Raw genomic sequence first — 22,862 nt, 5'->3', positions numbered from 1 at the left:
GATTTTAGTCCTGATCCGCGGCACCTCAAAAGAGACCGACGAACCCGCAAATCCCCCATAGAATCAGGCCTCACAGCCTTAACCTGACGCGAATGCCAAGTTTCCGTATTGATGTCTACCGAGGTGATGGTGCCGTCCCGAATTTCATCGGACCACACGGCACCGGTGCCAATGTCGGATTTGGTGATGGAATTGTCGAGGATTTCCTCGCTGCGCACGGCATTGTTGGCGATGTCGTCGGAGGTGATAGTGTTGTCTGCGATTTCTTGTGAACGCACTCTTCCGTCTTTGATCTCCCCCCAGCCAATTGTTTCTTCCTGAATATCAAGATAAGAGATCGAACGATCTTTGATATCTGCCGAGGTGATCGTTCCATTTTGGATATTGTCCGAGGTGATGGCATCCGACGCGAGTTTGTCGGATTGGATGGTGCCATTCAAAATGTGATAGCCACCGACACTGTTGGCTCCGAGGTTATTGCCCTTGATGGTGTCGTTGGCGATGTCGGCTCCCGAGATGCTTCCATTGGCGATGGAGGCACTGGTGACCGAGTCATCTTCAACGGCCAGTGCTTTCTCTGCGGTTTTGGCCCGCAGTGCGACGGGAGTGGAGACGATGCGTTGCCGAGGGGTAAACACTTGGGCGCTGTCCGAGTCATCAATGAGGGTGATTTCGACATAGCGCAGCGAAGAACCGTCGAAGAGTTCAGATAGATCGGAGATAAGTCCAACTGGATCATTACTCTCATCAAGAATTTCGGTGCCATCTCCCAGGATAAGCGAGAGCCGTCCTTGGTAGACGGCGGCGAGATGGGATTCCGCGAAGATGACGGTGCCACCGGTAGAAGCATTGTAGATGCGCACCTCGACGGTTCGATCTTCGGGGGCCGTGGGGGCGATCAACGCTCCCGAATCGTCGGTGACAGTGGCTTGATAGCTGATGTAGGCAGGCACTCGGCTTTGAGAAAAGGCGGGAAGAGCGATGGCGAGGCTGAGGGCAAAGGCTCGGAAGAATGGTTTTGGTTTCATATTGGACGTGGTGTTGGTCGGTTTAAGGTTGGATGAGGGTGTCGAGATCGCTGACTTTTCTGAGAATAAAGTCACCTTGGGTTTGAAGGTCTTGTTTGTGTAATCCGTCGAGGGTTTCGGTGAAGGTTCCGCTGAGGAGACTGACTCCCCAGCTGGGTCCCAAGCCTGTGGGGGGAGCTTCATCAAATTCGAAATGCATGGTGCGGATCACGCGGTGACTTTCCGTTCCCGCTGGCAAGGTGTTCTCGAAGCGGGCATCCAGATTGTCGTGATCGGGATGATAACTGTGAAGGAAGGGATTGGAGGGGGCTCCGGCGCCGAGATCGATGGTTGTGGTGAGATCGGCGCCAGGGCCGAAGGCTCCAGACATGGCCTCCACGACATTGCGCGGAAGATGGACGACGCTCATCTTGGCCCCATCGGAGAGGTAGTCTGGCAAAATGAGGGACTCGCTCGTGCAGAGCCCCAAGTGAGGAGTGCCATCGGGGTCTTAGGCAATGACTCCTTGGTAAATCTCAGAGAGAAGAGTGGCCTCGCCCGTGGGTGTGCAGTGAATGATAAAACGGAGTGGGAACGATTGATCGGTCTCGTTCAGGCCTTGTTCGGTGGAAACGAGGATATACTGGCCGTTCTCATCAAGAATGTGGTTGCCATTCTCGTCACGGAGGAAGCGTTGCAATTGGTTTTGCACCTGGGTGACCGCGGCTTCGCCCACCCACAGGCCCGCGAGGGTTGATTCTTCTGCAGTGACAGGGAGATAAACTTCCTGCATATCCTTTCCATCGGTGATCTTGAGCACGCTGGCGTAGTTCCCGTCGGCGGAACCTGTGAGACTGGTTCGATCCAATCCGAGGGTCAGTCCCGTGGAGGAATTGGGAGGAATCGTGAGGGTGTGGGTGTCACCCATTGGCTCATAAGTATAGAGTCCGGTTTCCCCATCGCGGCTTTGCACCAGGAGCCCCGGTTTGGAAGGGATGGCCGTCTCTCCCGGAGCAGACTCTGAAGCGATGTTTTCCAAATTGACCGTCATTTCGGTGTTGGAAAAATTTTTAAGAGTCAGCCGTTTGACGCTTCCTCCGGAGCCAAAGTCCAGCCCGTTGGAGGCCAAGGGCACATTGACTTGCAGGGGGCCATAGTAGTTGGAGTAGCGCCCGGAGCGAATCCAAAAGGCTTCCCCTCGTTCGGCGAGGGCGTAGCGGGGGATGGTCGCGGCGGGATTATTTTCTCCCAGAGGCCCGGGGTAGTATTCGTAGATTTGCGTCGAGCTATCCAAGAGCCCGCCATCTTTGAGGAAATTGCTCAGCGCGGTGGTGTTATCGCTGGCAATGGGAAAGCCGATCAAATTGAGACCGTCATTTCGCCAGAGGATCTCAGGAGGCACAACTTTGCCTTTTAAAGACAGCGTTTGGCTGGGAGCGGTGTCGGTGAGACGAAAGAGGTAGCCGGTGTTCTCAGAGAAAACGCTGAAGCTCGACTCCCCTCCGCGACGCCAGACCAGCCATTCATTGCCCGTGGTTGGCTCGGCGTTGGGCCCGAGAAGGACGGGATCGAGCCCTTGCGGATTCCACTGCCAGACTTCGCTGATGTCCGGGTAGGCTGCCAGAACCTGATCGACGGTGCGGTCCGAAAGATCCTGTGTGAGGTAAAGTGCATTCCAGCCCGCGCGCAGGGAGTAGGATTCGGTCCGGTATTGTGCGCTGGCAAGAGGATGGAGTGAGAGAGTGAGGAGTGCGGTGAGAGTGCGGGTGTTCAGGGGAAGGCGAAGGGTTTAGTAGACGACAATGCGGAAGAACTGATGGGTGTCATCGAGGGGAGGGGGCACATGGAGAGTTTGATAGGAAGTGTCCTGTGCGCGTAGGGTCTCGGCGAGCAGTCCGGCCTCTCCATTTGTGGAAAATGCGACGGGGTGCCAGTTGACTCCGTCCGCGCTGCACTCCAGCTGATACATTTTGTCGATGACGGAGAGAAAGGAGAGCTCGGCCCAGCCACTTTCGTGGATTTCATCAATTTCCAGATGAATGGCATCTGAGAAGAGATAAGCGAATGTCCCGGCGATATATTCTTCCCGATTGGACATGCCATCTCCATCCAAGTCTCCTTCGGGAGTGATTCTGGTGAGGTCCCAATCGAGGATGCCGGCGAGATACATTTGGCTTTGTTCCCAGGAATCCGGCAACCCATCCCCGTCCAAATCGTTCCCCACCTGCAGTTCGAGCCAGAGCACATCCGCTGCTTTGGCGTTGGCCAGCAGATCGCTGCCTTGAGCCCGACTGATGGGGAGGTCGCGGCCGTCGCGTTCCAGTCGGATAGTGAAGGATACAGCCGGGTCGACACCAATCGTTCCCTCCCGGTAGGGGCCGGATAGTTTGTTGAGATCGACCGGCAATTGGATTCGGAAGCTTTCACCCACTCGCACCGATTGCCTGAGGGTTGTGCGCGCTATTTCGTCTCCATTCGCGAGGATCACGAGGGTGGTCAATCCATCGTCGAGAGCCCATCCGTATTCGCCTCGAACAACTCCCCGTAGCTCGATGCCCGGGGCAGGTGGGAATGCCAGCGAAATGGTTATTGAACTGAGAAAGAGTAGGCCGAAAAGGCTTCTTCTACCCAAGGAAGTAAATGGAGATGAAAAGTTCATGGGTTTTTTAAAAACGCTTATACCTATGGCAGAGCACATTTTCTAAAGTGACAATTCCCCTAATCAGATTTATTCATATGAGTAGTTTGTCGTGATCGGATTTCTCGTTTTCAGTGGGTTCTCTTGTGAACGAAGAGCCCCCTGCGGAGGGCTTTCCGGGAGGTTTGTTTGGGTCCGATATTCGACGCTTTTCTCGACCTTCGAGGCCTTTTTTCTCATGCCTGCCATTGAAAGATCGTGCAAAGGAGTGAGTATGGCCGGTATGAAATTTGTGCCCGGAATCAGCATGGCCTTGGCTCTTTGCGTCGCTGCCGAAGAGGAAACGACTGCAGGGGATGCGCCCGCAGGCTACCAACTGGTCTTTTCCCAGGAATTCAGTGAGGATGGTCCGCCGGATGAAGAGGTCTGGCATTTTGAAGAAGGCTTCACCCGCAACGAGGAAGACCAGTGGTATCAGAAGGAGAACGCCTTCTGCGAAGGGGGCCATCTGGTGATTGAGGCCCGTCGGGAGAAAGTGGTGAACCCCCACTATCGCGAGGATTCCCGCTCCTGGCGGCGCAGTCGACCCTTCGCGGAATACACCTCAGCCTCTCTGCACAGCAAGCCCGAGTATGCCTGGACCTATGGGTGGTTTGAAATTCGGGCTAAGATCGTGACCGAAGAAGGGCTCTGGCCGGCCATCTGGACCACCGGTCATGGCCGTTGGCCTCATGCGGGGGAGATTGATTTGATGGAATACTACAACCACGGTTTGCTCGCCAACGTGGCTTGGGCCGGGCCGGGCGGACGGGCCAAGTGGGACACGGGCTACCTCCCCATGGCCGAGATCGGGGGAGAGGATTGGGACCAGGAATTCCACACTTGGGTGATGGAGTGGACTCCAGAAAAGATCGTTCTCTCCGTTGATGGCCGGGTGCTGAATACCACTTTGTTGAAGGATACTGTCAATGAAGTGGGCGAGCGGAAGTCTCCCTTTCACGAGCCCCAGCGCTTGCGGCTGAATTTGGCCCTCGGGGGCGATCGCGGGGGTGATCCTGATAAAGCGAGCTATCCCAGTAGGTATCTGATTGACTATGTAAGGGTTTATCAGAAGAAGGACGATTGAGGGCGGCAGGAAGGGTGAGTAAAAGATTTTCCCTTCTTGAAAATGGTTTGTTAGAGCTTCGGTTGCACAGAAAACGACCGTTCTCATGATGAATTCCTCTCGCTCTTCTCATTCTGCCCGTGCCCTTTTTGGTTCTGCTTTCCTCGCCCTTGCCAGTGGGCCGCTGGTGGAGGCCGGCACGATCTACGATATTTCTAATACGGCTTCGCCCGAGGGAGAAGGAGGGATGGGTGAGCCGGACTTTGCGGAGGTCGCGATGGTGGCTGATGCGGCGGGTGGCTACCACGTGGTGGGAGTGGAGTCCATCTCGTCCAGTTTTCACCAGATGCAATACCGCTATTTCGATGGTTCGGATTGGGTGGCGGGTCCTGCGGTGACAGCTCTGACTGACGTCTCGAATCAAATGGACGCGGTGGACTTGGCCGTGGATAGCAAGGGGACCTTGCATTGTGTCCTGCAATGGGGCTCTTATTTGAATTACCGCACTTATCGCCCGGGAGAGGATTTGGGGGATAGCCAGTCCTGGAAGTTGGTCGAAACCATTTCAACCGACCTTCCGGAGGATGGAGCGGATCGGAAATTGGCCCGTCCCTCGCTGGAGGTGAGCGAGAATAGCAATGGCGAGGTGGTGGTGCAGGTGGCTTTTGTGAAGAAGGGCTCGGGCAGTGGTCCGACCCTGGCCCTGGCCACCAAGGTGGGGGAGCTGTCCTTTGTCACCAGCGATGTCATTGACCCGGCGACGAGCCAACCCCTGGTGGGAACTTTCCCGGTGATTGATCGAGACCCCTTGCCCCAAGTGGGAACGGCCTTGGGCTCGCTCGGGCCGGTCATCGGGTTTTACCGCGATGGTGATTACCTCGTGACCCAGCGCCGCAGCACCTTTTTTCCCAATCCGAATACGTCCTGGGACACCCCGCTCATGCTCGCCGAAGGGCCGAATGCGAACCAGAATCGCGATTTCTTTGAATTCGACATGGAGATCGCTGGTGGCATTGCTCACTTTTTCTGTGCGGGCGAGGCCAGCGACGGCACGGAGGGCGCTCTTTATCTCCGTCGTCAGGTGACCTTCGGCCTGGGTGGGCAGCAGGTTTCCACTTTTTCTGAAAATGTGGCGGCCGACCTGAGCTTGCCCGGGAGTGGAAACCAGCCGACCGGATTCGATTCCTTTGACCTGCTCCTCGATGAGCAAAATCAGCCCCGGGTCTCTTACGTGGCGCTGGACGGGGGGCGCAACGAATGGTTTTTCTACCAGGGGGAGCGCCTCGGCACGGATTCCTGGTCGGCCACACCGGTCTTTGGCCCGCCCGCCAATTTCGCCGGGGAACCTGCGGAGAGCGCGCTTGCCGTCGATTCCCTAGGGCGCACCGCAGTCTATGCCACGCGCGAGAATGGTCTCGATGATCGGGTCGTCATCGATCGGAGCTTTCCCTTCCAGCGCGCGAACCTGAGTCTCTCGGGGGTGGGTGACGAAGAGGAATTGGCTGCGGATCTGGCGGTCAGCTCCTGCGGCTCGGTCGGGATGGTTTATCCCAGCGCCGCGCAGGTGACCTTTGCTTACCTTGGCGCGGACGGCAGCGAGCAATTCACCAATTTGGAGTTGGGCATCGCCAATGGCGCCACATATTCCCTGGCAGATGCACTCGTTGCAGGCGTGGGGCAGGATGGCTTTCATGTCCTGACCCACACCCTGACGCAGCCGCAATCCCTGGGGGGATCGGTTCGCCGTCGGGTGCGCATCCATCGCTTCGAGGCCGGGGAGTTCCTTGGCATGGAGGAGGTGCTCAATGCTACTGTGCCTCAGTTTTCGGGCGGAGTGACCACTTTCGCGGTGGCCGGGGACGAATACGGATTCTACGTTTTTCGGAGTGTTTCGGGCCTGCTTGGACAAGCCGAACTTGGTTACTGGGCCTTCGACACTTCGGGGCAGCGCCGTTCCGACTTGGAGGAGGCCTTCGAAGCCGAGAGCCCGGAGACGGGCTACACTGACATCGTGGCAGCGGCGAGCGCTGGACGGGTGGCCTTGCTGGGCAAGCAAGGCTCCACTCTGGGTGCTCGTTACACCGATCTCTCCGGCTGGGAGGACGAGACCGTGCAGGACTTCGGAAGCTCTGATGCGGTGCCCGATCAGTATGCGGTGGCCTGGCGGGGAGCCTCTTTGGATGCCGCCTACGCCGATGGCAACCGGGTCTACGCCACCACCAATGTCAATAGCACTCCTTCTGCCTGGCAACGCACCGCGCTGGCGGGGAGCCGTTTCTCGGTCTCGAATCTCGCCTTGGCCACGACCCCGGAGGGCGATTCGCGCTTGCTGATTCATGAAGAAGGCGGGCTCAATCCAGGCATCTCCTGGTTGGCTTACGAAGGCTATGCCGGGCGGGCCCAGCCGGAGTTGAGAGAGGGCGGGACTCTCTTGGCCAATGCGGGGGAGAGCTTGCTGACTTTCGATACCTATGGCTTTCCCGTGGTGGTGGCCAGGGATGAGGCGGCTCAATCTCCCGTCCGCCAGTGGGTGCGCTCCACCCTCACCACCGATGCCGATGGCGACAAGTTGCCTTTCTTCATGGAAAAAGCGCTTGGGCTGGATGCGGAGGTGGCGGATGCCGGGGTGTTGTCCATCGAAGTAGGCTATGTCGATGGCACTTTCTCACAGGTTTTCACCTTTCCCCGGGCGGTCGGTTTTGCCGGGATGGATGATGGCATTCTCTACAGCGGGGCTTTCCGCTACGATTTGGAGGTGAGCCAGGATCTGCAGTCCTGGTCATCGGGGGAAGACGCTTCCACCCAGATTCTTTTCACCACCTTTCCCGGGGACGGGCCCGTGCCTTCGGGCAGTGTGATTGACGATGGGGAAGGTCGCTGTCTGCAAGTGATGGAACGAGCGGAGAATATCCTCGCCGCTCCGGGCAAACACTTTACGCGGCTCAAGGTGAGCTTGCGATGAGGAGGGGGGAGGAAAGGACATCGGTAGCGCATGAAGTCCACCTTAGTCGTAGGCTCTGAGAAGAATGAAAAAGAATTGCCACCTTTCACTCAGAAATTCCTATTTGGACGAAAAATATCCATTCTCTACGTCCGGCTTCAGTTTCCGGTAGGAACGCCTCGCCGAAGCATCCGCAATCGCTCATTTAAAACGAACCCCTTCCTTCTTGCAGGAGGTCGAGGGGCTTTTTGCGGCCGATGGAGAGGGCTGGCCAAAGGGAGGCGAGGGTGGAGAGCAGGAGGACGATGGCGAAACCCTGGGCAATCTCCGACCATGGAACGACCAACTCGGGGGGCATGCCGCCGAAGAAGCTGATGTCTTGCGAGATGCCCGCGCCGCACCAGCCGGCCAGCACCCCGAACCCCAAACTCAACACACAAGCCACTGCACCCAAAAGAAGTCCTTCCGCAAGGATGAGTCGCACGATGGTGCTGCGGGTGATGCCGGTGGCGCGGAGAACCCCGATTTCCCAACGCCGCGATTGCACGGAAGCGAGGAGGGCGTTCAACACGCCGATGGAGGTGATGACGAGGACAATGAGGGGGAGACGGCTCAGCACCCAGAGCCACTGGGTGGCGTGCCCATTCACGAGAGCACGGATGTCATCAATGGTGTTGAGCTGGATGTAGGGCTCGTCATTGCGGGCACCGCCGATGCCGACTCCTGGTGCCTCCTTCCCGAGAGCCTGCGCATACAGGTCGCGCGCAGAGGCGGCGAGTTCGTCCGGGGTGGTGAGGCCGGCATCATAGTCGAACCAAGCGTGAGAAGCAGAATGGAAGTCGAAGTCGCTCTCCACCTTTGAATAGTCGGCGAAGATGAGAGCGGCGGCGCGGTGCGTGCGGGTGCGGAAACCGGTGGGCTTGGTCTGCCAGTGCCAGCCGGGAAGTTTGACCGCGCCGGCAATGCGGTAGCTCACTGGGTGCGTCGGGTTGTTCGGCGGGACAAGCTCGAAGGAGTCGCCAACCTGAAGCCCGGTTTCGGTCAAGAAATGGTCGGGCACGATGCAGGCGCGTCCGCTGGCGAGCTGCGCCACCGCGCTGGCGGCATTTCCCTCGGTCCAACGGAACTTGAAAAGCGGGTCGTCTCCTCCAAAGGCGGGCTCGGCATCAACTCCGACGATGACCACATTATCTTGCCGGACTACGGTGGCTCGGACCGCGCTATCGGTGAGGTCGTGGAGGAGGCGGGGCTGCTCCACGATGATGGGAAGGCTCTTTTTAACTCCTTTAAATTCGCTGACTTGTTCGGCAACGGAGCGCTCGATCCCTTGAGGCTTGAATCCGATGAGGGCATCCGGAGCCCAGCTGCCGGGCATAAAGCCACTCAGCATGGAGTGACCCCAAGTCTGGATGGCGACGAAGAATCCCAGGCCCACCGTCAGGGCCAAGGCCGTAGCCACGGTGCGCCCGAGATTGCCCGAAATCTGACTGGCCAGTAGCTTGCCGGGAATGCGCATCAGGCGAGCGAGCAGGGGACTCAGCAAGCGGTCCACCGCCATCACGATATTCGGGGCGAGTAGAATGAGTCCTGCCGAGAGGGCGAACAATCCGGAGAACATGAAAGTGATGAAGGGGGCGCCATCAGGATGCTCAATGCCAAGTGCAAGCAGGGGGTAGACCGTGAGAAGGGCGAGCCCTCCGATGAGACTCTTCTTGGAAAACAAGGGATGCGCGGCCGCTGTGGGTGGACTCATGGCCTCGATGGGGCGCACCCGCATGGCGCGGATGGCGGGCACCAGCGAGGCGAGGAGGGCTCCGCCATAGGAACAGAAGGCGGCGAGAAGCAGGCTATTGCGACCGACGACCGCGCCATTGGTGAGGAGTTCCGGCGCGGAGTGGGTGGCCCAGGAAATGATGGTGGCTCCCGCTCCACATCCAACAAGAAAGCCGATGGTGCCGAAGAGCAGCCCCTCGATGGTAATGAGAAGCCCGACTTGCCAACGGGTCAGCGCCACCGCCCGTAAAATCGCCAACTGGCGAACGCGCTCGTTCACCCCCATATTGAGCGTGCTGAAGATGATGAAAAGAGCGGCCAGCGTGGAGACGATGGTGGCGGCGCGAGCCTGGAGAGAAAGGTTTTCGGCGGAGGCACTTTCGTCGAGCGCTTCCTCCACATCATGGGCCTCCTGAAACTGACAGGGCGTGCTCAGCTTGCTCAACTCGGTCGCCCAACGATAGCGGAAGGGGGTGAGGTCGGTATCGGGCTCAAGCGCGACCGCCACAAAACTGATAGCGGAGGGCTTGCCTAGTATTTCCTCGGCCAAAGCCGTGGTCACGTAGAGCCCACCGACGCTGGGGGTGAGGAGCTGCGAGCTGGCCACCTGGGCATTCCATCCCTCGATGGTCACCCCTCCGACAATGCCGATGACCTCCACCTTGGTCACACGGCCGGGAGGGCCGACGAGCACGTGGTCACCCACCTCAATCTTCATCCCGGTGGCGGCGATTTCGCTCAGGATTCCAGTCGGGTGTTCTCTATTGTTCGGTTCGAGCCAACGCCCGGCAACGAGGTCGAAGGGGGGCTCGGGCGCATCGGTGCCGACCAGACGGGCGGCGGGCAGGAGGTAGGGCGGGATGGGGGTCTCCCCTTCCTTCACGAAGGGGCGCGCATACTGCTGGCTCACCCAGAAGGGGTCGGCGGCCGCAATGGCGGGGTCGTCTCGCAGGAGTTGAATGGCCTCCTCAGGCACGAATTTTTCCGCCGGGGAGGGAATGGCCCCGGGGGCGTATTGGCTGAAGTTGCTAATGGGGGCGACCGAGAGCGGATAGCGGCCCAGCGCCAGATTGGCGTAGCGGTCAAAGGTGCCGAGCAAGGCATCGTAGCCACTCACGACCCAGATGACCATGGCGGCTGCCGCTGCGGTGGCCAAGGAAGTGAGCGCCACCCGCAATGGATGCTGGCGGAAGTAGGCTAGGGAGAGAGAGAAGACGCGGCTCATAGAATGTTAGAACTTGTTAGGACGCTGAGCTGGCGTTGAGGGCCTGTTGGTAACCGAGTGAAATGGTTTGCGGGTCGCGTTCTTCCACCGGGAAGCTGTTGATAGCCCTGCCATCCTGCAGCACCACCACCCGGTCAGCCCACATGGCGACGGTAGGCTCGTGGGTGACGACCACGATGGTGCGGCCATCGTTTTGGCAGAGCTCATGGAGCAAGCGGCAAAAATCCTGGCCCGAGACAGAGTCGAGGCTTCCCGTGGGTTCGTCGGCCAGGATGATGGCGGGGTCGTTAATGAGGGCACGGGCAATAGCCACCCGTTGCTGCTCGCCGCCGGAGAGGGCGTCGGGCTTATGATGGCGGCGATCACTCAGGCCGAGGCGGGCGAGGAGGTCGTCGGTGCGCTGAGCAAGGTCGTTTTCGTCGGCAGCGGGAAGCTTGATGTTATCACTGGCGGTGAGAACGGGAATGAGGTTGAAGTTCTGGAAGACCAAGCCAATGCGGTCACGGCGAAAGAGGGTCAGCTCGGAATCGTTGAGACTCGCCAGCTCCTTGCCCTCGACTTCCACCTGCCCTCCATCGATGTCTGTCAGTCCGGCCATCACATTGAGAAGGGTACTCTTACCCGAGCCGGACGCTCCCATGATCGCCACGAACTCACCGGGTTGGATGGTGAGGTCGATTTGATCCAGCGCCCGCACGCGGGTCTTGTCCTTGCCGAAGAGCTTGGTCACAGAGGAGACGCGGAGGGGGGGCGGTTGAGTTGTGTCTTTCATTTTGTTCGTTGTCTGGGAGCCAAGTGATAGGAGTTCCTGCGAGAGATAGTAAAACGGCCGCCCACCCGAGGATGGACGACCGCTGGGACTATGAAGAGTGGTTTGTTAGAAGTCGATTTGCAGAGAGAATGTCGCGGAGAGAGGCTCGCCGTAGGCGATGTAACCCGCGTCGCCTGGGTAGAACTCACCCGACTCATAATACTTCTCATCAAGGAGGTTCTCGATGTTCGCCCGGAGAGTGTAGTCCGCTTGGTTGGTAGACCACTTGTAGCGCGCACCCAGGTCGACCACAGTGTAGGCATCGGTGGAGAAACTCTCCGCCTCATCGAGGTATTGCCCTCCGGTGAAGCGGGCATTGGCGGTGAGGGCCAGCCCCGGCACGGCGGGCACATCGAGGACACTCCAGAGATTGACCTGATACTCGGGCACCAGTTCCGGGCGGTTTCCGGTAGAGGTCAGCTCGGCATCTAACAAGGTGGCTGCCATTCCCGCTTGGAGTTCATCCGTCAGCTGGCCGCGCAGGGCGAGCTCGACGCCCCGGTGGCGCTGGGTTCCGTCGAAGGCATCGATATTCTTGTCATTGATGAGGGCCACGTCCTGTTCGATCTGAAAGAGAGCCAGCTCACCGGAGAAGCGCCCGTCGAGGCTCTGGGCCTTGACCCCGACTTCGAATTGCTCCGACTCTTGGATGCCCAACGGCTCCCAGGCGTTGTCGGCAGTGCGGTTGGCAAAGCCGCCGTCCTGCAGCGCGCGGGTGTAGGTGAGGTAGGTGTGCACGCCCTCAGTGGGCTCGAACATAAGGGCGACCGTTGGGCTGAAGGCGCTCTCGGTATCGTCCGAGGCGGGGTCCGTTGGATAGTGATTATCATAGTGGGAAAAGCGACCGCCCAGCAGCGCGGACCAACCTTTTCCAAAGTCGATTGTGTCTGTTAGAAAGACGCCGACCTCTTCATATTCGAACTGAATCGGGATGTAGAAAGGCGCGGTCGGGATAGGAAGATCGACCTGATTGTAGACGTTATTCGCCCCCACGTCCGGGAAGAACCGTCCGCCATCGGTCTCGAAGCTGCGGTACTGCGCGCCCAGGACCACTTCGTGCTCAAGCATGCCGGTGCGGAAGCTACCCTCAATGTGAGCGTGGGCCCCGAAGGAGTCCCACTCGAAGGGACCATCTGTGAGGTAGGCTCCATCGGTGTAGTTCCCGTCATTATCCACTCCGTAGGGATAGGTCAGCTGCGAGTCGCGGTCCGTGGACTGATAATTGAAAGCCGTCTTGAGCTTCCAATCTTCCTGAAAAACAAGATCCGCGCCAAGGGCTGCCTCGAAGATTTCGTGGTCGTTCTCAGCCCAATCCTGCATGATATTCATGTCCCGTCCGAGGTCAAAGACCGTCGAGCCGTCTCCCGAGATAATGGGGCCGTAGTAGCCGTTACGCTTGAGCTTTTGCCCGGAGAAAGAACTCCAAACTGTAAGGGCCTCGGAAGGCTTCCACTCGGTGAAGAGCGAGCCCAGGTAGCGAGTGCCGTCGGCGTTGTCATAGAAGCTCTCGTAATCCTCGCCGGCTAACACCAACCGGTAGCCAAACTGTCCATGGGCCACGGTGTCGCTGACATCGACTTGTGAGTAGCTGCGTCCGAAGGTGTCGATCTCGAATTGCAGACTGGTGGAGAAGTCCTCGGTGGGGCGCTTGCGGGTCAGGTTGATGGCTCCGCCCGGAGGCATGAAGCCGAACTGCAGGGCGGCGGGTCCCTTCAATACTTCCACGCTCGCTTTGTCGTCGAGATAGGGTGCGGCCAGATTCAAGGTCGGCAAGCCATCGGTGCGGTAGCCCGTGAAGTTGCCCACTTGGAAGCCACGGAGACCGAAGTTCTGGGTGCCAAAGTAGCCGCCAGAGTTATAGAGCGAAACGCTGGAGTCATTCTCTAACACCTCTCGCAAGGTGAAGGCCCGTTGGTCCTCCATCAGAGTCTCGTTGTATACCCCCACACTGAAGGGGGTCTCAATGAGCGGGGTGTCGGTGAAGAGGGCCGAACTGCTCGTCGTCGTCTGGTAGGGGAAGAGGGAGTCCGCAACCGATTCGCGGTGGTGCTCAGAATCTTGCAGGCGTTCACTTTCCACCACGGTGTCGGGAAGCGTGACGGCAGTTCCTTGGGCGGCCAGTGGAGAAGCTAGCGCGAAAGTGATGAGCAGAGAGCCGGAGCGTCTTCGAAGAACGCCAAATCGACGGGAAAGGAGCGTGTATTTCATGGAATAGATTTTGCCAGGGAGACCATCGAACTGGTCCCAAAGAGCGGCGAGATGTTAGAAACGATGGAATTCCTCAAAAGGGGAATTGCGCGCTCATTCTATTTTGAACAAATTTTGTTCCTTCTTGGTCGCGTTTTTGGCTATTTTTCGTCCATGGTTCGCTCACATCGGAGAGTCTTTTACCGATTCCTCTGTCTGGAGGTGTTGCTGATTGGCGCAGTGGCCTTGGGGGTGTTGTGGTGGGCGGGCAAACACCGGATTGCTGAAGAGCGGCGGGAGTTGCGGGAGGTGGGAAAATCGCAAGCGCAGTTGGCCGGTGACCTGGGGCTGCCTCTCAGCGGCGAATTGGCGGGTCACTTTGGGTCCTTGAGCGGAATCGAGGTCGGCTTTCGCCTCGACGACGGAGGGTTTCGGACGGCGGATTCGTGGTCGCGGGACAAGTTGCAGTTGGCATGGGAGGTTTTGGAAAAAAAGTCAGGGCAGGTGATAGCATCCTTGGATTGGATTGCTGTTTCGTACCCCGTTCGCGAAAACTCTGAAGTGAGGTTGGTTGCACTCAAGCCCCGCTCGCGAGTTCTGGCGATGGGCGCGCGCAGCGAGATTCTTTTGCCGGTCGGTATTGGCGCCCTCCTCGCATTGGGCTCGGCCTTTGCCTTGGCTCGCTCGCAGGCACGATTGGCGGCAGAAGAGGAGCGGCGCAAGGAGGCGGAGCAGATGGCCTTGTTAGGGAAGATGGCGACTTCGATGGCGCATGAGGTCAAGAACCCTGCCGCCGCCATTCTCATGCAGGCCCATAGTTTGCGGGGAGGGGAGCAAGAGGAAGTGGGTCAGATGATTCGGGATGATGCCGAGGAGATCGTCTCCCTTGTGCACCAGTGGCTTTTTGTCGCTCGACCTGAACCGCCGCGAAAGAGTGAACTCGATTTGGGAGAAATGCTGCAGGGTCTTCTTCAGCGGCTGGAAGCCTGGGCGGGCTATCATCGCTGTCAGTTGCGGGGAAAGTGGAAAGGGGATTTGAGGTGCTGGGGAGATCGCGCCCGCCTGGAACAAGTCTTCCGGAATCTCATTCAGAATGCGGTGCAAGCAATGCCCGGTGGAGGGGTTGTTACGGTTTCTCTCGTAGGAGATGAGGAAGAGATTTCGTTCGCGGTCTCGGATCAAGGACAGGGTTTTTCGCCAGCCGCTCTCTCCTCCTTTGGAGACGCTTTTTTCTCGGAGCGGGAGGGAGGTATAGGGCTTGGTTTGGCTTTGGTTCAGGGGGTGGTTTCCGCTCACGGGGGAGTGGTGCGGGGACGCAATCTTGAGGAAGGCGGGGCGACAATCGAAGGGAGTTTTATGCGAAAGAAAATGACGAAATGAAGAGCCGGGTATTGATCGTGGAAGACAACCGTTCTCTCGGGTTGGCGCTTGCGTCTGCTACCGAGCGTGCGGGGCTGGAGCCCATTTTGGTCGGGTCCCTAGCAGTGGCGCGGGAAAGGCTGTCAAAGGAAGCCTTCGAGGGTATTCTGTTAGACTTGGGATTGCCAGATGGCAACGGGCTGGAGCTGTTAGAGGGTTGGCGCTGGGGAGAAATTCCCCTGGTGGGCGTGGTGACCGCCCATGGCGAGATCGAGAACGCCATCGAGTCCCGCAAGCTCGGGGTGGCGCGTTTCTTGACCAAGCCCATTGCGTTTGATGAGCTGGACGAGTTTCTGGGCGAGGTGGGGGCCCCGCAGCGGGATGGCCAGGAGAAGGCGGAGGCTGCCACCACCCTCGTGGGGGCTGCCCCTGCGATGCAGTTGGTTTTTCAAAAGACCGCGCATGCCAGTCTCTCACGCGAGCCGCTGGTGATTCGTGGGGCAAGCGGGACGGGTCGCACCCATCTCGCGCGACTGATTGCGAATCAAGCCCGCGGTCCGGTGAGGTGGATTCATGCTTCGCCCGAACGCGGCCTAGAGGAGCTGGGTTCCCAACTATCGGGGGCGGATACCGTTGTCATCGAAGAGCTCTTGAATCTGGATCCGGAGGCGCAGGGGGAGCTCCTCCGCTTTTGCCACGAGCATGACGAGGGGGGGCTGCCTCGGTTGATTGTGACCACTGGAGAGGAGGGATTACGGGCTGGTGTGGATGCCGGGGAGTTGGCGGAAGAGCTCTATTACCGGTTACAAGTTTTGGAAATCCACCTCCCTAAGCTCAAGGAGCGACCGGGGGATTTGTCAGCACTCGTCTTCCACTTCCTGGGCCAACTGGACGCTGGAGGACGTCTCAAGTGGAGCGAGCGTGCGCTGGAGAAGCTACAGCAGCACGATTGGCCAGGGAATCTGCGGGAGCTACGCAATGTGGTGAGCTTTTGCATCAGTGTCCGCGGGCAGACCGGGACCGTTCGCCGGGAGGATTTGCCGGAATACCTGTTAGGAGAGTCTTCTCAAGCACCGATACAATCCAGTCCGCTCGCCGAATGTCTCGATGGCTGGATTGAGGGGCTAAACTTGGATGAGATGAGCTATCAGGAGATTCACGGCCAGGTGGAAGGGCTCTTGTTAGGCGAGTTGCTCAAGCGCTTCGATGGCAAGCCTTCTCGAATGGCTCGTGCTTTGGCCATGAACCGCAGCACACTTCGTAAGAAGTTGCGTGGGCTCCAAGGGGGAGACCGGTGAGCGGGGGCGAGTGCTCGTGGGAGCCGGAAGGGGGGCAGGTGGACTCGGCTGCCTCATACCGCTTCGTGGGTTTATCTGGTATTAAGAGTGCGGACCAAACGTTTGCTTCGTCCCTCATCCATCGGTCCCAACTAACCCTTCATGAATTTTCCAGGATAGAGTATTGAAAAGGCTGAGTGCGAGTTGGTTGAGGGGTTTGAATTGATCTTGTTCATTTTTCTTTGGATAACGAGGTCGAATCACATTCAACCTCGCTCCGCACTTTCCCAGCCAATAGGAAACCCGGTTAGTTGAGGCGACAATTCCGAGACGTCTTTTCAGCCATTCCTGAGCATCAGCAGCTCTTCGGAAGCTTCCTTTGGCGAGTTTCTTTTTAAGTTCCTTGCTCGCTTCCTCGTGAAGGCGTGAGTCGAGCCCCCTCTTTGAGGTGCTCGGCTTGAGCCCCTCAGTTCCATCGCTTCGATAAAGGTCAAACCATGTTTGCATTGTCGCACGGCTCCGGCCCACAGCGTGACCAATTTCCTTGAGGTTAAGTTCACCTTCCAATCCCAGACGAACAGCTTGAACCTTTTCTCGAAGAGGGCCGGCAGGCTCGCTTTTCAAGCAAAGAAGAACTTCATTTCCTTAGTTCTGAATATGCAATATACGACGGGGCTTTGGCGTTAGGAATGCCCGCATCACCATCCCTAAAATTACCAGAAAAACTCACGACATGGTATGAAACGAAATTTCGAGAGCGCTGAATGGGGCGATTGATGCTGAAATTTGAGAGATGGATTGGTATTTATGAAATCTCCGGGTTGGAGAAGCAAACGGGTGCTCCCGGCCGGAGGTGGCTTGGGAACAGGAGGACGATCTGCGTGGCAAAGAGCCAGATTTCAGAGCAGATCGGGGCCAGGGTTTACTCAGCCCAATTGGGGCGGCTTCACGAGTGCGAAGGAGGGACCATCAGATTGGTGGTGATGGCGGCCGGAGTGCCCCTTTCCTGCGGAAAGTGGTCGGGGAGACAGGATTGCCTTCACTTCGTTCCGGCTGTCTGCGCTTCGCTTCGGCTCGAACTGGAGTTCTCATCCTGTAGCGGCCTGTGGCCGGAGTGCCCCTTTCCTGCGGAAAGTGGTCGGGGAGACAGGATTCGAACCTGCGACATCTGGTTCCCAAAACCAGCGCTCTACCAAGCTGAGCTACTCCCCGTGAACCACGCGGGCGCGGACTTTCTCTTTCCCCAGCCTGAATTGCAAGCAACAAAAAGAGAAATCGGCCAATTATCCTGGGAGGAAGAGAAAGTCAGTCCGAACTCTTCTTCGCTGCTTTCTTGGCCTTTTTCGCCGCTTTGCGGGGAGGGAATTCGAAGCCGATCTTGCCCGTGCCGCTGTCCAAGGTGAGATGGGCGGAGAAGGGGCGCTTGGTGCGCTTGGAAACAAATCCGGGAATGAGCCCGGTTTTTCCTTCTTTGAGCAGCTTGAGAACTTCTTCCTTGGGCAGCTCTTTCTGCAAAATGGTTTTACCCAAGCGGAAACCATCGGGCGATTCGCTGGGTTTGAAGTCGGGAACGTGAAAGGCTTTCTCGGTCTCGTAGATTTTCACCTCTTCGCTCTCACCCTCCAGAAGCACGGTGCCAATCAATTGGTCCTCGCTGAGGTCGTCGGCGGATTCCGGCTCATCGCTGTCGAAGACGAAGCCGGTTTTCCATTTGCCGAGCTTGCCGGTCTTGGAGACTTGTTGCTTGAGCTCAAGGGCGGCGGAGAAGGGTTTGTTGAAGCGGGAGACGAAGCCGTCTTGCTCGGGGAGGAATTTGGTGGTGAAGAGTTCCTTGGCTTGCTCGGGTTTGAGCTCTTTGCCCGCGATGTATTTGCTGATGCGGAAGGTGCACTCGGGGTTGCGGCACTCGTAAGTGGCGTCGGTGGTTTTGAGTGACTCCGCGCCGCAGTTGGGGCAGACGCAATCGAGGTCCGGGAAAGTGCGGTTGACCATGGCCTCCATGTGTTTGCGCGCGCGGCCGACGACGTCTTCGGTGAAGTCGATGATTTCCTTCATGAAGACTGGGCGGGTGAGCTGGCCTTGCTCCATCTGGCGGAGCTTGGCCTCCCAGTCACCGGTCATGGAGGGCGAGATGAGAGGGTCGATCTTCATCTCTTCCAGAAGCTGGATGAGGCGGAGCCCTTTGCCTGAGGCGTAAAGTTCGCGGCCTTCGCGGGCCACGTATTTCTGCCGAATGAGGCCTTCGATGATGCTGGCGCGGGTGGCGGGGGTGCCGAGGCCGCGTTCGGACATGGCCTCGCGCAACTCGTCATCGTCGAGCAGTTTGCCCGCTCCCTCCATGGCGGAGAGGAGGGTGGCCTCGCTGTAGCGGGCGGGGGGATTGGTCTGCTTGTCTTCGCGGCGAATGTCGGCCACCGCTGCTTTTTCCTGCTGCTGGACCGGGACGAGTTCGTCCTTGCCGGAGGCCACGCCCAGAGAGCGACCGTAGACGGCCAGCCAGCCGAGATCCACCAGGACCTTGCCGTCGGTGCGGAAGGTGTCTGTATGGCCGGGGGTCTCGATGGTGGTCAGGCGTTTGGTGACCTCGAAGACGGCGTGGGGATAGAAGACGGCGAGGAAGCGCTTGGTGACGAGGTCGTAGAGCTTGGCCTCCTCGTCGGAGAGCTTGACCATGCGGCCGGTGGGAATGATGGCAAAGTGGTCGGAGACCTTGGCGTTGTTGAAGACGCGCTTGTCAAAGCGGAGGTAGTCCTTTTCCAAAGAATTGGCCGCCCATTTGGAAAGGGGGTGGGCGGAATCCTTCAGGTCCCGCACGATGCCTTTGACATTGGGCAGGTAATCCTCCGGCAAGTAGCGGGAATCGGTCCGGGGATAGGTGAGCATCTTGTGGCGCTCGTAGAGGGCCTGGGCCAGTTGCAGGGTGCGGCGGGCGGAGAAGCCGAAACGGCTGGAGGCCTCCCGCTGCAAGGTGGTGAGGTCGTAGAGCTGGGGTGCGATTTGCTTCTGAGGCTTGGTCTCCTCGCTGACGGTGCCGGTCTGGCCTTCACAACGGGCGATGATGGCATCGGCGTCCTCTTGCTGCCAGATGCGCTCGGGTCGGCCATGGGGCTGGTCCTCGTTTTTCTTGAACTCCAGATCCACCCACTTGCCATCGTATTGCCCTGCGGCGACGTCGAAGGTGGCGTGCACTTCGTTGTAGGGCTCGCTGACGAAGGCTTGGATTTCGCGCTCGCGTTTGGCGAGAATGGCGAGGGTGGGGGTTTGCACCCGGCCGGCGGCGGTGATGTTGAAGCCACCGTGACGGGAGCGGAAGCAAGTCAGGGCCCGGGTGGAGTTCAGCCCCACGAGCCAGTCGGATTCCGATCGGCACTTGGCGGCATCGCGCAGGTTGGCCATGTCTTGTCCTTCCCGCAGTTTGTCCCAGGCTTCTTGAATGGCCTTGGTGGTCATGGACTGCATCCAGAGTCGCTTGACGGGCTTCTGGATGTTGCCGATTTCCATGATGTATTGGAAGATGAGTTCCCCTTCACGGCCGGCATCGCAGGCGTTGACGATGAGGTCGAACTCTTTCTTCTTGGCCAGGGAGAGAACGTGCTTGAGGCGGCCTTCCGATTGCTCGATGGGCTGAAGATCGAATTTTTGGGGAATGGCCGGGAGGACATCGAACTTCCAGGGCAGATTTTTGCCATTGGGACCGGTGGGCATCTTCAGCTCGACGAGGTGTCCGACCGCAGAGGTAATGGCGGCGTTCTCGTTCTCGAAATACTGAGAGTCGCGCGACTTTCCTTTCTTCTCGAATTTGCCCAGCTTGCTGGCAAGGGCGCGGGAAAGGTCGGTAGCGACCGAGGGCTTCTCGGCAATGATTAACGTTTTGGCCATCTGAAGTCGCGACTAACGGGCGGATTGGGGCTTTTGCCAAGGATTTTTGCGAGGAAAAGGGGAAAAGGGAAGTTCGTTCATGGCTTGGCGGGGGTGGCGCGAACATATCTTTGCCCGGGCATTTGTTTGGCGAGTCCCTTCATCTCGAGGGCGAGCAATGAGGCTGAAACCCGGTGGATGGGGAGGTTGGTGTGCTCGGCCAGTTGGTCCATGGTGCGCTCTTGCGTCTCCAGTTGAGCGAGCAAGGAGGTCTCGTCTTCGCTGAGGGGCGGAAGAGGCTGGGGCGCGGTGGGACCCTTGGTGGCCGGTTGTTCGGCTCGTGCGGGGCGAAAGAGAGGGAGGTTTTGCAAGTCCTCGAGGAGATGTTCCGGGCAGGTGGCGAGGGTGGCTCCGTCACGAATGAGGTCGTGGCAGCCTTCTGATTGCGGGCGATCGATGGGCCCGGGCACGGCATAGACGGTGCGGCCGGCCTCGTTGGCCATCCCGGCGGTGATGAGCGAGCCGGAGCGGCGGGGGCTTTCGGTAACCAGGAGTGCGCTGGCCCAATTCGCCACGATGCGGTTGCGTTGGGGAAAGGTCTGCTTGTCGGGTGGTTGCCGGAGAGGGAACTCAGAGACCACCGCTCCCTGTCCGGCGGCGATTTGCCGGGCCAATTCCCGGTTTTCGCTGGGATAGAGATTGAGGAGGCCGGACCCCAGCACCGCGATGGTGCGGCCCCCGGCTGCCAGGGCCGCGCGGTGGGCTTCGGCATCGATGCCCCGCGCCAAGCCGGAGATGATGGTGTAGCCGGCCTTGGCCAGGCCCATGGTCAGTTGCCGGGTCGCGCTACGGCCATAGTGGGTGCAGCGCCGGGACCCGACCACGCCGAGGGCATGTTGGTCGGCGGCGGTGATTTCCCCCTGGACGTAGAGAAGTAGGGGGGCGTCGGAGCATTCCGCGAGGAGGCGGGGCCAATGGGGGGCATCGGGGGTGAGGAGGGAAATGCCGTGCTTCTCGCAGAGCGCGAGCTCGGCGGCTGGGTCGATGTAGTTCTGCCATTGTGCGATGATTGCGGCGACTTCCGGGCCAATCCCGTTGACCTCCTGCAACGCCCGGCCGGGCTGGCGCAGGATGGTGGCAGCATCGCCGAAATGCTGCAAGAGGCGGCGGAGCCGGATGGGGCCGACCTTGGGGAGGGCATTGAGGGTGAGGAGGGATTCCAGCATGGGGGCATCGTTCTTTACCATGAGAGAAGCTGTTCGGGGAAGGGGCATTGCTGGCAATCACTGTGATCGCGGAGGCAAAAATCCTGATAAATTTGGAGGAGCGCCTGCTGGTGCCAGGCTTTTTTGAGAAAAACGGCTTTCTCCGGTCGTTCGCCGAACAGGCGGTAGGCGGCCCGTTGCACGCGCTCGGAGGGGCTGCCGCCGGGGAGCTTGGCATAGACTGGCCAGTGGCTCTCCGGGTTGTCCTCCAGCCGCAGGGGATGGAGGACATTGGCGAGGAAGTCCTGCACCCGTTGGCGGCCAAAAAGAGCAATGGGGCGGGCGCTGGCTCGCGAAGTGAGGGTGTAGTGCTGGTCCCAGAAGGAGTCGGAGCAAGCCTGCAGCTGGGCGGCAAAATCCGTTAGTGAGCCCTTGGCCAATCTTTCCACCGTGGGCCAGGAGCCTAGCAAGGTGGCCAAGGCGGCGACGCGCCGTTGAGGATGGTTGCAGGGGCGCACCCCGGCCAGGCGCCAGGGCAAGGGGCGGGGATCGGGATGCGGGCGGTTCTTCCACCAGCTCGACCAGAGTTCGCGCAACCAGCGGTGACTCTCGGGGGGAGCTTCTTCCGGGAGATCGGGACGGAGAAAGCCAGCCAGGCCGAAGAGATAAGCGGTGCGCTCCAGCGGGGGCAGGTGGCGCATTTTTCCCAGCGGGGCCCGCTGCGCGAGAAGGGTCATGGCCAGTTGATTCTGGTGAAAACCCAGGGCGTTGGCGAGGGCTTGCCAGAGGGCTTGGGGAAAGCCGTGGGTATCGGCCACGGCACGAAAGCGGGCGGCCTTGCGATGGGCGCGGTGCCGGGCTGCTTCCCGGAGGAGGTCCTCTACCCGAGGCAATTCCATCTCTGCCAGGGGCTGGAAACATCGTCCCAAGGTGACCGGGGCTTGCCAGCGGGGTGGGTTGAGGTCGGTTAATTTCTCGGTCGGCAGGCGAACTTGCGGCACCTCGCGATGCTCGCTGGTGCGGATAAAGGTGGTGCGTGGAGCGGGTTCGGCCGAGACGTGCAGCACGACCTCGTCGAAAGCTGGATTGGTGGCGTGGCCGTGGTTCTCCCAATCCAAGGGGGAGAGGTCCAATTCAATGGGACCCACCCGTTCGCGACCGTCGAGATGGATGGCACAGGAGAGAAAGTCCGGCCCGGGACCGTGATTCCATTCGCCGAATTGCCGGATGACGACTTCCCGGCCATCGAGAGTCGTGAAGTGTCGTCCCAACTGACCCGCGAAAAAGCAGGCCTGCAACTCCATTTCCCCGGGCAAATCCAGCGGCTCCTCGGCCAACCAACCCGAGTGCAGCGATTGGAGAAAACTTTGGTAGCGCGAGGACATGGCTTATCCTCAGTGAAAAAGGCCGCTCTTGGCAAGATGAAATTGTTTTCCTGAACAGTTCTTGCGGCTTTTCAGCATTGACCCCGCTGAT

At 59.2% G+C, this 22,862-nt stretch carries 14 protein-coding genes, 1 tRNA gene and 1 pseudogene; 4 read left to right on the top strand and 12 right to left on the bottom strand.

Going from position 1 to position 22,862, the window contains the following annotated elements; all coding sequences use genetic code 11:
• The 4 genes and pseudogenes from JIN78_RS05965 to JIN78_RS17705 form a co-directional block, all read right to left on the bottom strand.
• Positions 1–1,028: pseudogene (locus JIN78_RS05965) on the bottom strand (hypothetical protein); the annotation flags it as partial.
• Between the two features lie 22 nt (positions 1,029–1,050).
• Positions 1,051–1,467: a hypothetical protein gene (locus JIN78_RS05960; protein WP_200391035.1), complete on the bottom strand. Its 417-nt coding sequence runs from the start codon at positions 1,465–1,467 to the stop codon at positions 1,051–1,053.
• Between the two features lie 51 nt (positions 1,468–1,518).
• Positions 1,519–2,409, bottom strand: coding sequence for a cupin domain-containing protein (locus tag JIN78_RS05955; RefSeq protein ID WP_200391034.1), 891 nt, complete (start codon positions 2,407–2,409; stop codon positions 1,519–1,521).
• A 387-nt stretch (positions 2,410–2,796) separates the two neighbouring features.
• On the bottom strand, positions 2,797–3,444 hold the full coding sequence (locus JIN78_RS17705) for a hypothetical protein (RefSeq protein ID WP_200391033.1): 648 nt from the start codon (positions 3,442–3,444) through the stop codon (positions 2,797–2,799).
• Positions 3,445–3,919: 475 nt separating this feature from the next.
• Between JIN78_RS17705 and JIN78_RS05945 the strand changes: the two genes are divergently transcribed.
• Together JIN78_RS05945 and JIN78_RS05940 are read left to right on the top strand one after the other, a co-directional pair.
• Positions 3,920–4,771, top strand: a complete 852-nt coding sequence (locus JIN78_RS05945) for a glycoside hydrolase family 16 protein (RefSeq protein WP_200391032.1) — start codon at positions 3,920–3,922, stop codon at positions 4,769–4,771.
• 85 nt (positions 4,772–4,856) lie between these two features.
• Positions 4,857–7,712 (top strand): hypothetical protein, encoded by a 2,856-nt coding sequence (locus JIN78_RS05940; RefSeq protein WP_200391031.1) that lies wholly within the window; start codon positions 4,857–4,859, stop codon positions 7,710–7,712.
• Between the two features lie 184 nt (positions 7,713–7,896).
• Here the strand turns inward: JIN78_RS05940 and JIN78_RS05935 are convergent, their stop codons facing one another.
• The 3 genes from JIN78_RS05935 to JIN78_RS05925 form a co-directional block, all read right to left on the bottom strand.
• Positions 7,897–10,689, bottom strand: coding sequence for an FtsX-like permease family protein (locus JIN78_RS05935; RefSeq protein WP_200391030.1), 2,793 nt, complete (start codon positions 10,687–10,689; stop codon positions 7,897–7,899).
• 16 nt (positions 10,690–10,705) lie between these two features.
• Complete coding sequence (locus JIN78_RS05930; protein ID WP_200391029.1) at positions 10,706–11,461, bottom strand: ABC transporter ATP-binding protein; 756 nt, start codon at positions 11,459–11,461, stop codon at positions 10,706–10,708.
• 105 nt (positions 11,462–11,566) lie between these two features.
• Entirely contained in the window at positions 11,567–13,708 is a 2,142-nt protein-coding gene (locus JIN78_RS05925) for a TonB-dependent siderophore receptor (protein WP_200391028.1), read from the bottom strand.
• A 153-nt stretch (positions 13,709–13,861) separates the two neighbouring features.
• Between JIN78_RS05925 and JIN78_RS05920 the strand changes: the two genes are divergently transcribed.
• Positions 13,862–15,067 carry a sensor histidine kinase gene (locus tag JIN78_RS05920; protein ID WP_200391027.1) on the top strand — a complete coding sequence of 402 codons (1,206 nt, stop codon included), beginning with the start codon at positions 13,862–13,864 and terminating at the stop codon, positions 15,065–15,067.
• Positions 15,064–16,344 (top strand): sigma-54-dependent transcriptional regulator, encoded by a 1,281-nt coding sequence (locus JIN78_RS05915; RefSeq protein ID WP_200391026.1) that lies wholly within the window; start codon positions 15,064–15,066, stop codon positions 16,342–16,344. Before JIN78_RS05920 ends, JIN78_RS05915 begins: the two co-directional genes overlap by 4 nt.
• Positions 16,345–16,458: 114 nt before the next feature.
• Here JIN78_RS05915 and JIN78_RS05910 read toward each other — a convergent pair whose 3' ends face one another.
• The 5 genes from JIN78_RS05910 to JIN78_RS05890 all read right to left on the bottom strand — a co-directional run bounded on the left by JIN78_RS05910 (position 16,459) and on the right by JIN78_RS05890 (position 22,771).
• Positions 16,459–16,947 (bottom strand): helix-turn-helix domain-containing protein, encoded by a 489-nt coding sequence (locus JIN78_RS05910; RefSeq protein WP_200391025.1) that lies wholly within the window; start codon positions 16,945–16,947, stop codon positions 16,459–16,461.
• Between the two features lie 511 nt (positions 16,948–17,458).
• Positions 17,459–17,535 (bottom strand) — tRNA-Pro (locus tag JIN78_RS05905).
• Positions 17,536–17,628: 93 nt separating this feature from the next.
• The gene (locus tag JIN78_RS05900; RefSeq protein WP_200391024.1) at positions 17,629–20,202 is read right to left on the bottom strand and encodes a DNA topoisomerase 3; all 2,574 of its coding nucleotides are present in this window, start codon (positions 20,200–20,202) and stop codon (positions 17,629–17,631) included.
• A gap of 77 nt (positions 20,203–20,279) precedes the next feature.
• A complete protein-coding gene (dprA, locus tag JIN78_RS05895) occupies positions 20,280–21,428 on the bottom strand; it encodes a DNA-processing protein DprA (protein WP_200391023.1) in 1,149 nt (382 codons plus the stop codon).
• The gene (locus JIN78_RS05890) at positions 21,422–22,771 is read right to left on the bottom strand and encodes a DUF2851 family protein (RefSeq protein ID WP_200391022.1); all 1,350 of its coding nucleotides are present in this window, start codon (positions 22,769–22,771) and stop codon (positions 21,422–21,424) included. Before JIN78_RS05890 ends, dprA begins: the two co-directional genes overlap by 7 nt.
• Positions 22,772–22,862 lie beyond the last annotated feature (91 nt).

The organism is Roseibacillus ishigakijimensis (assembly GCF_016595415.1).
GTDB lineage: Bacteria > Verrucomicrobiota > Verrucomicrobiia > Verrucomicrobiales > Akkermansiaceae > Roseibacillus > Roseibacillus ishigakijimensis.
This window is presented reverse-complemented; position numbering and strand designations above follow the sequence as displayed.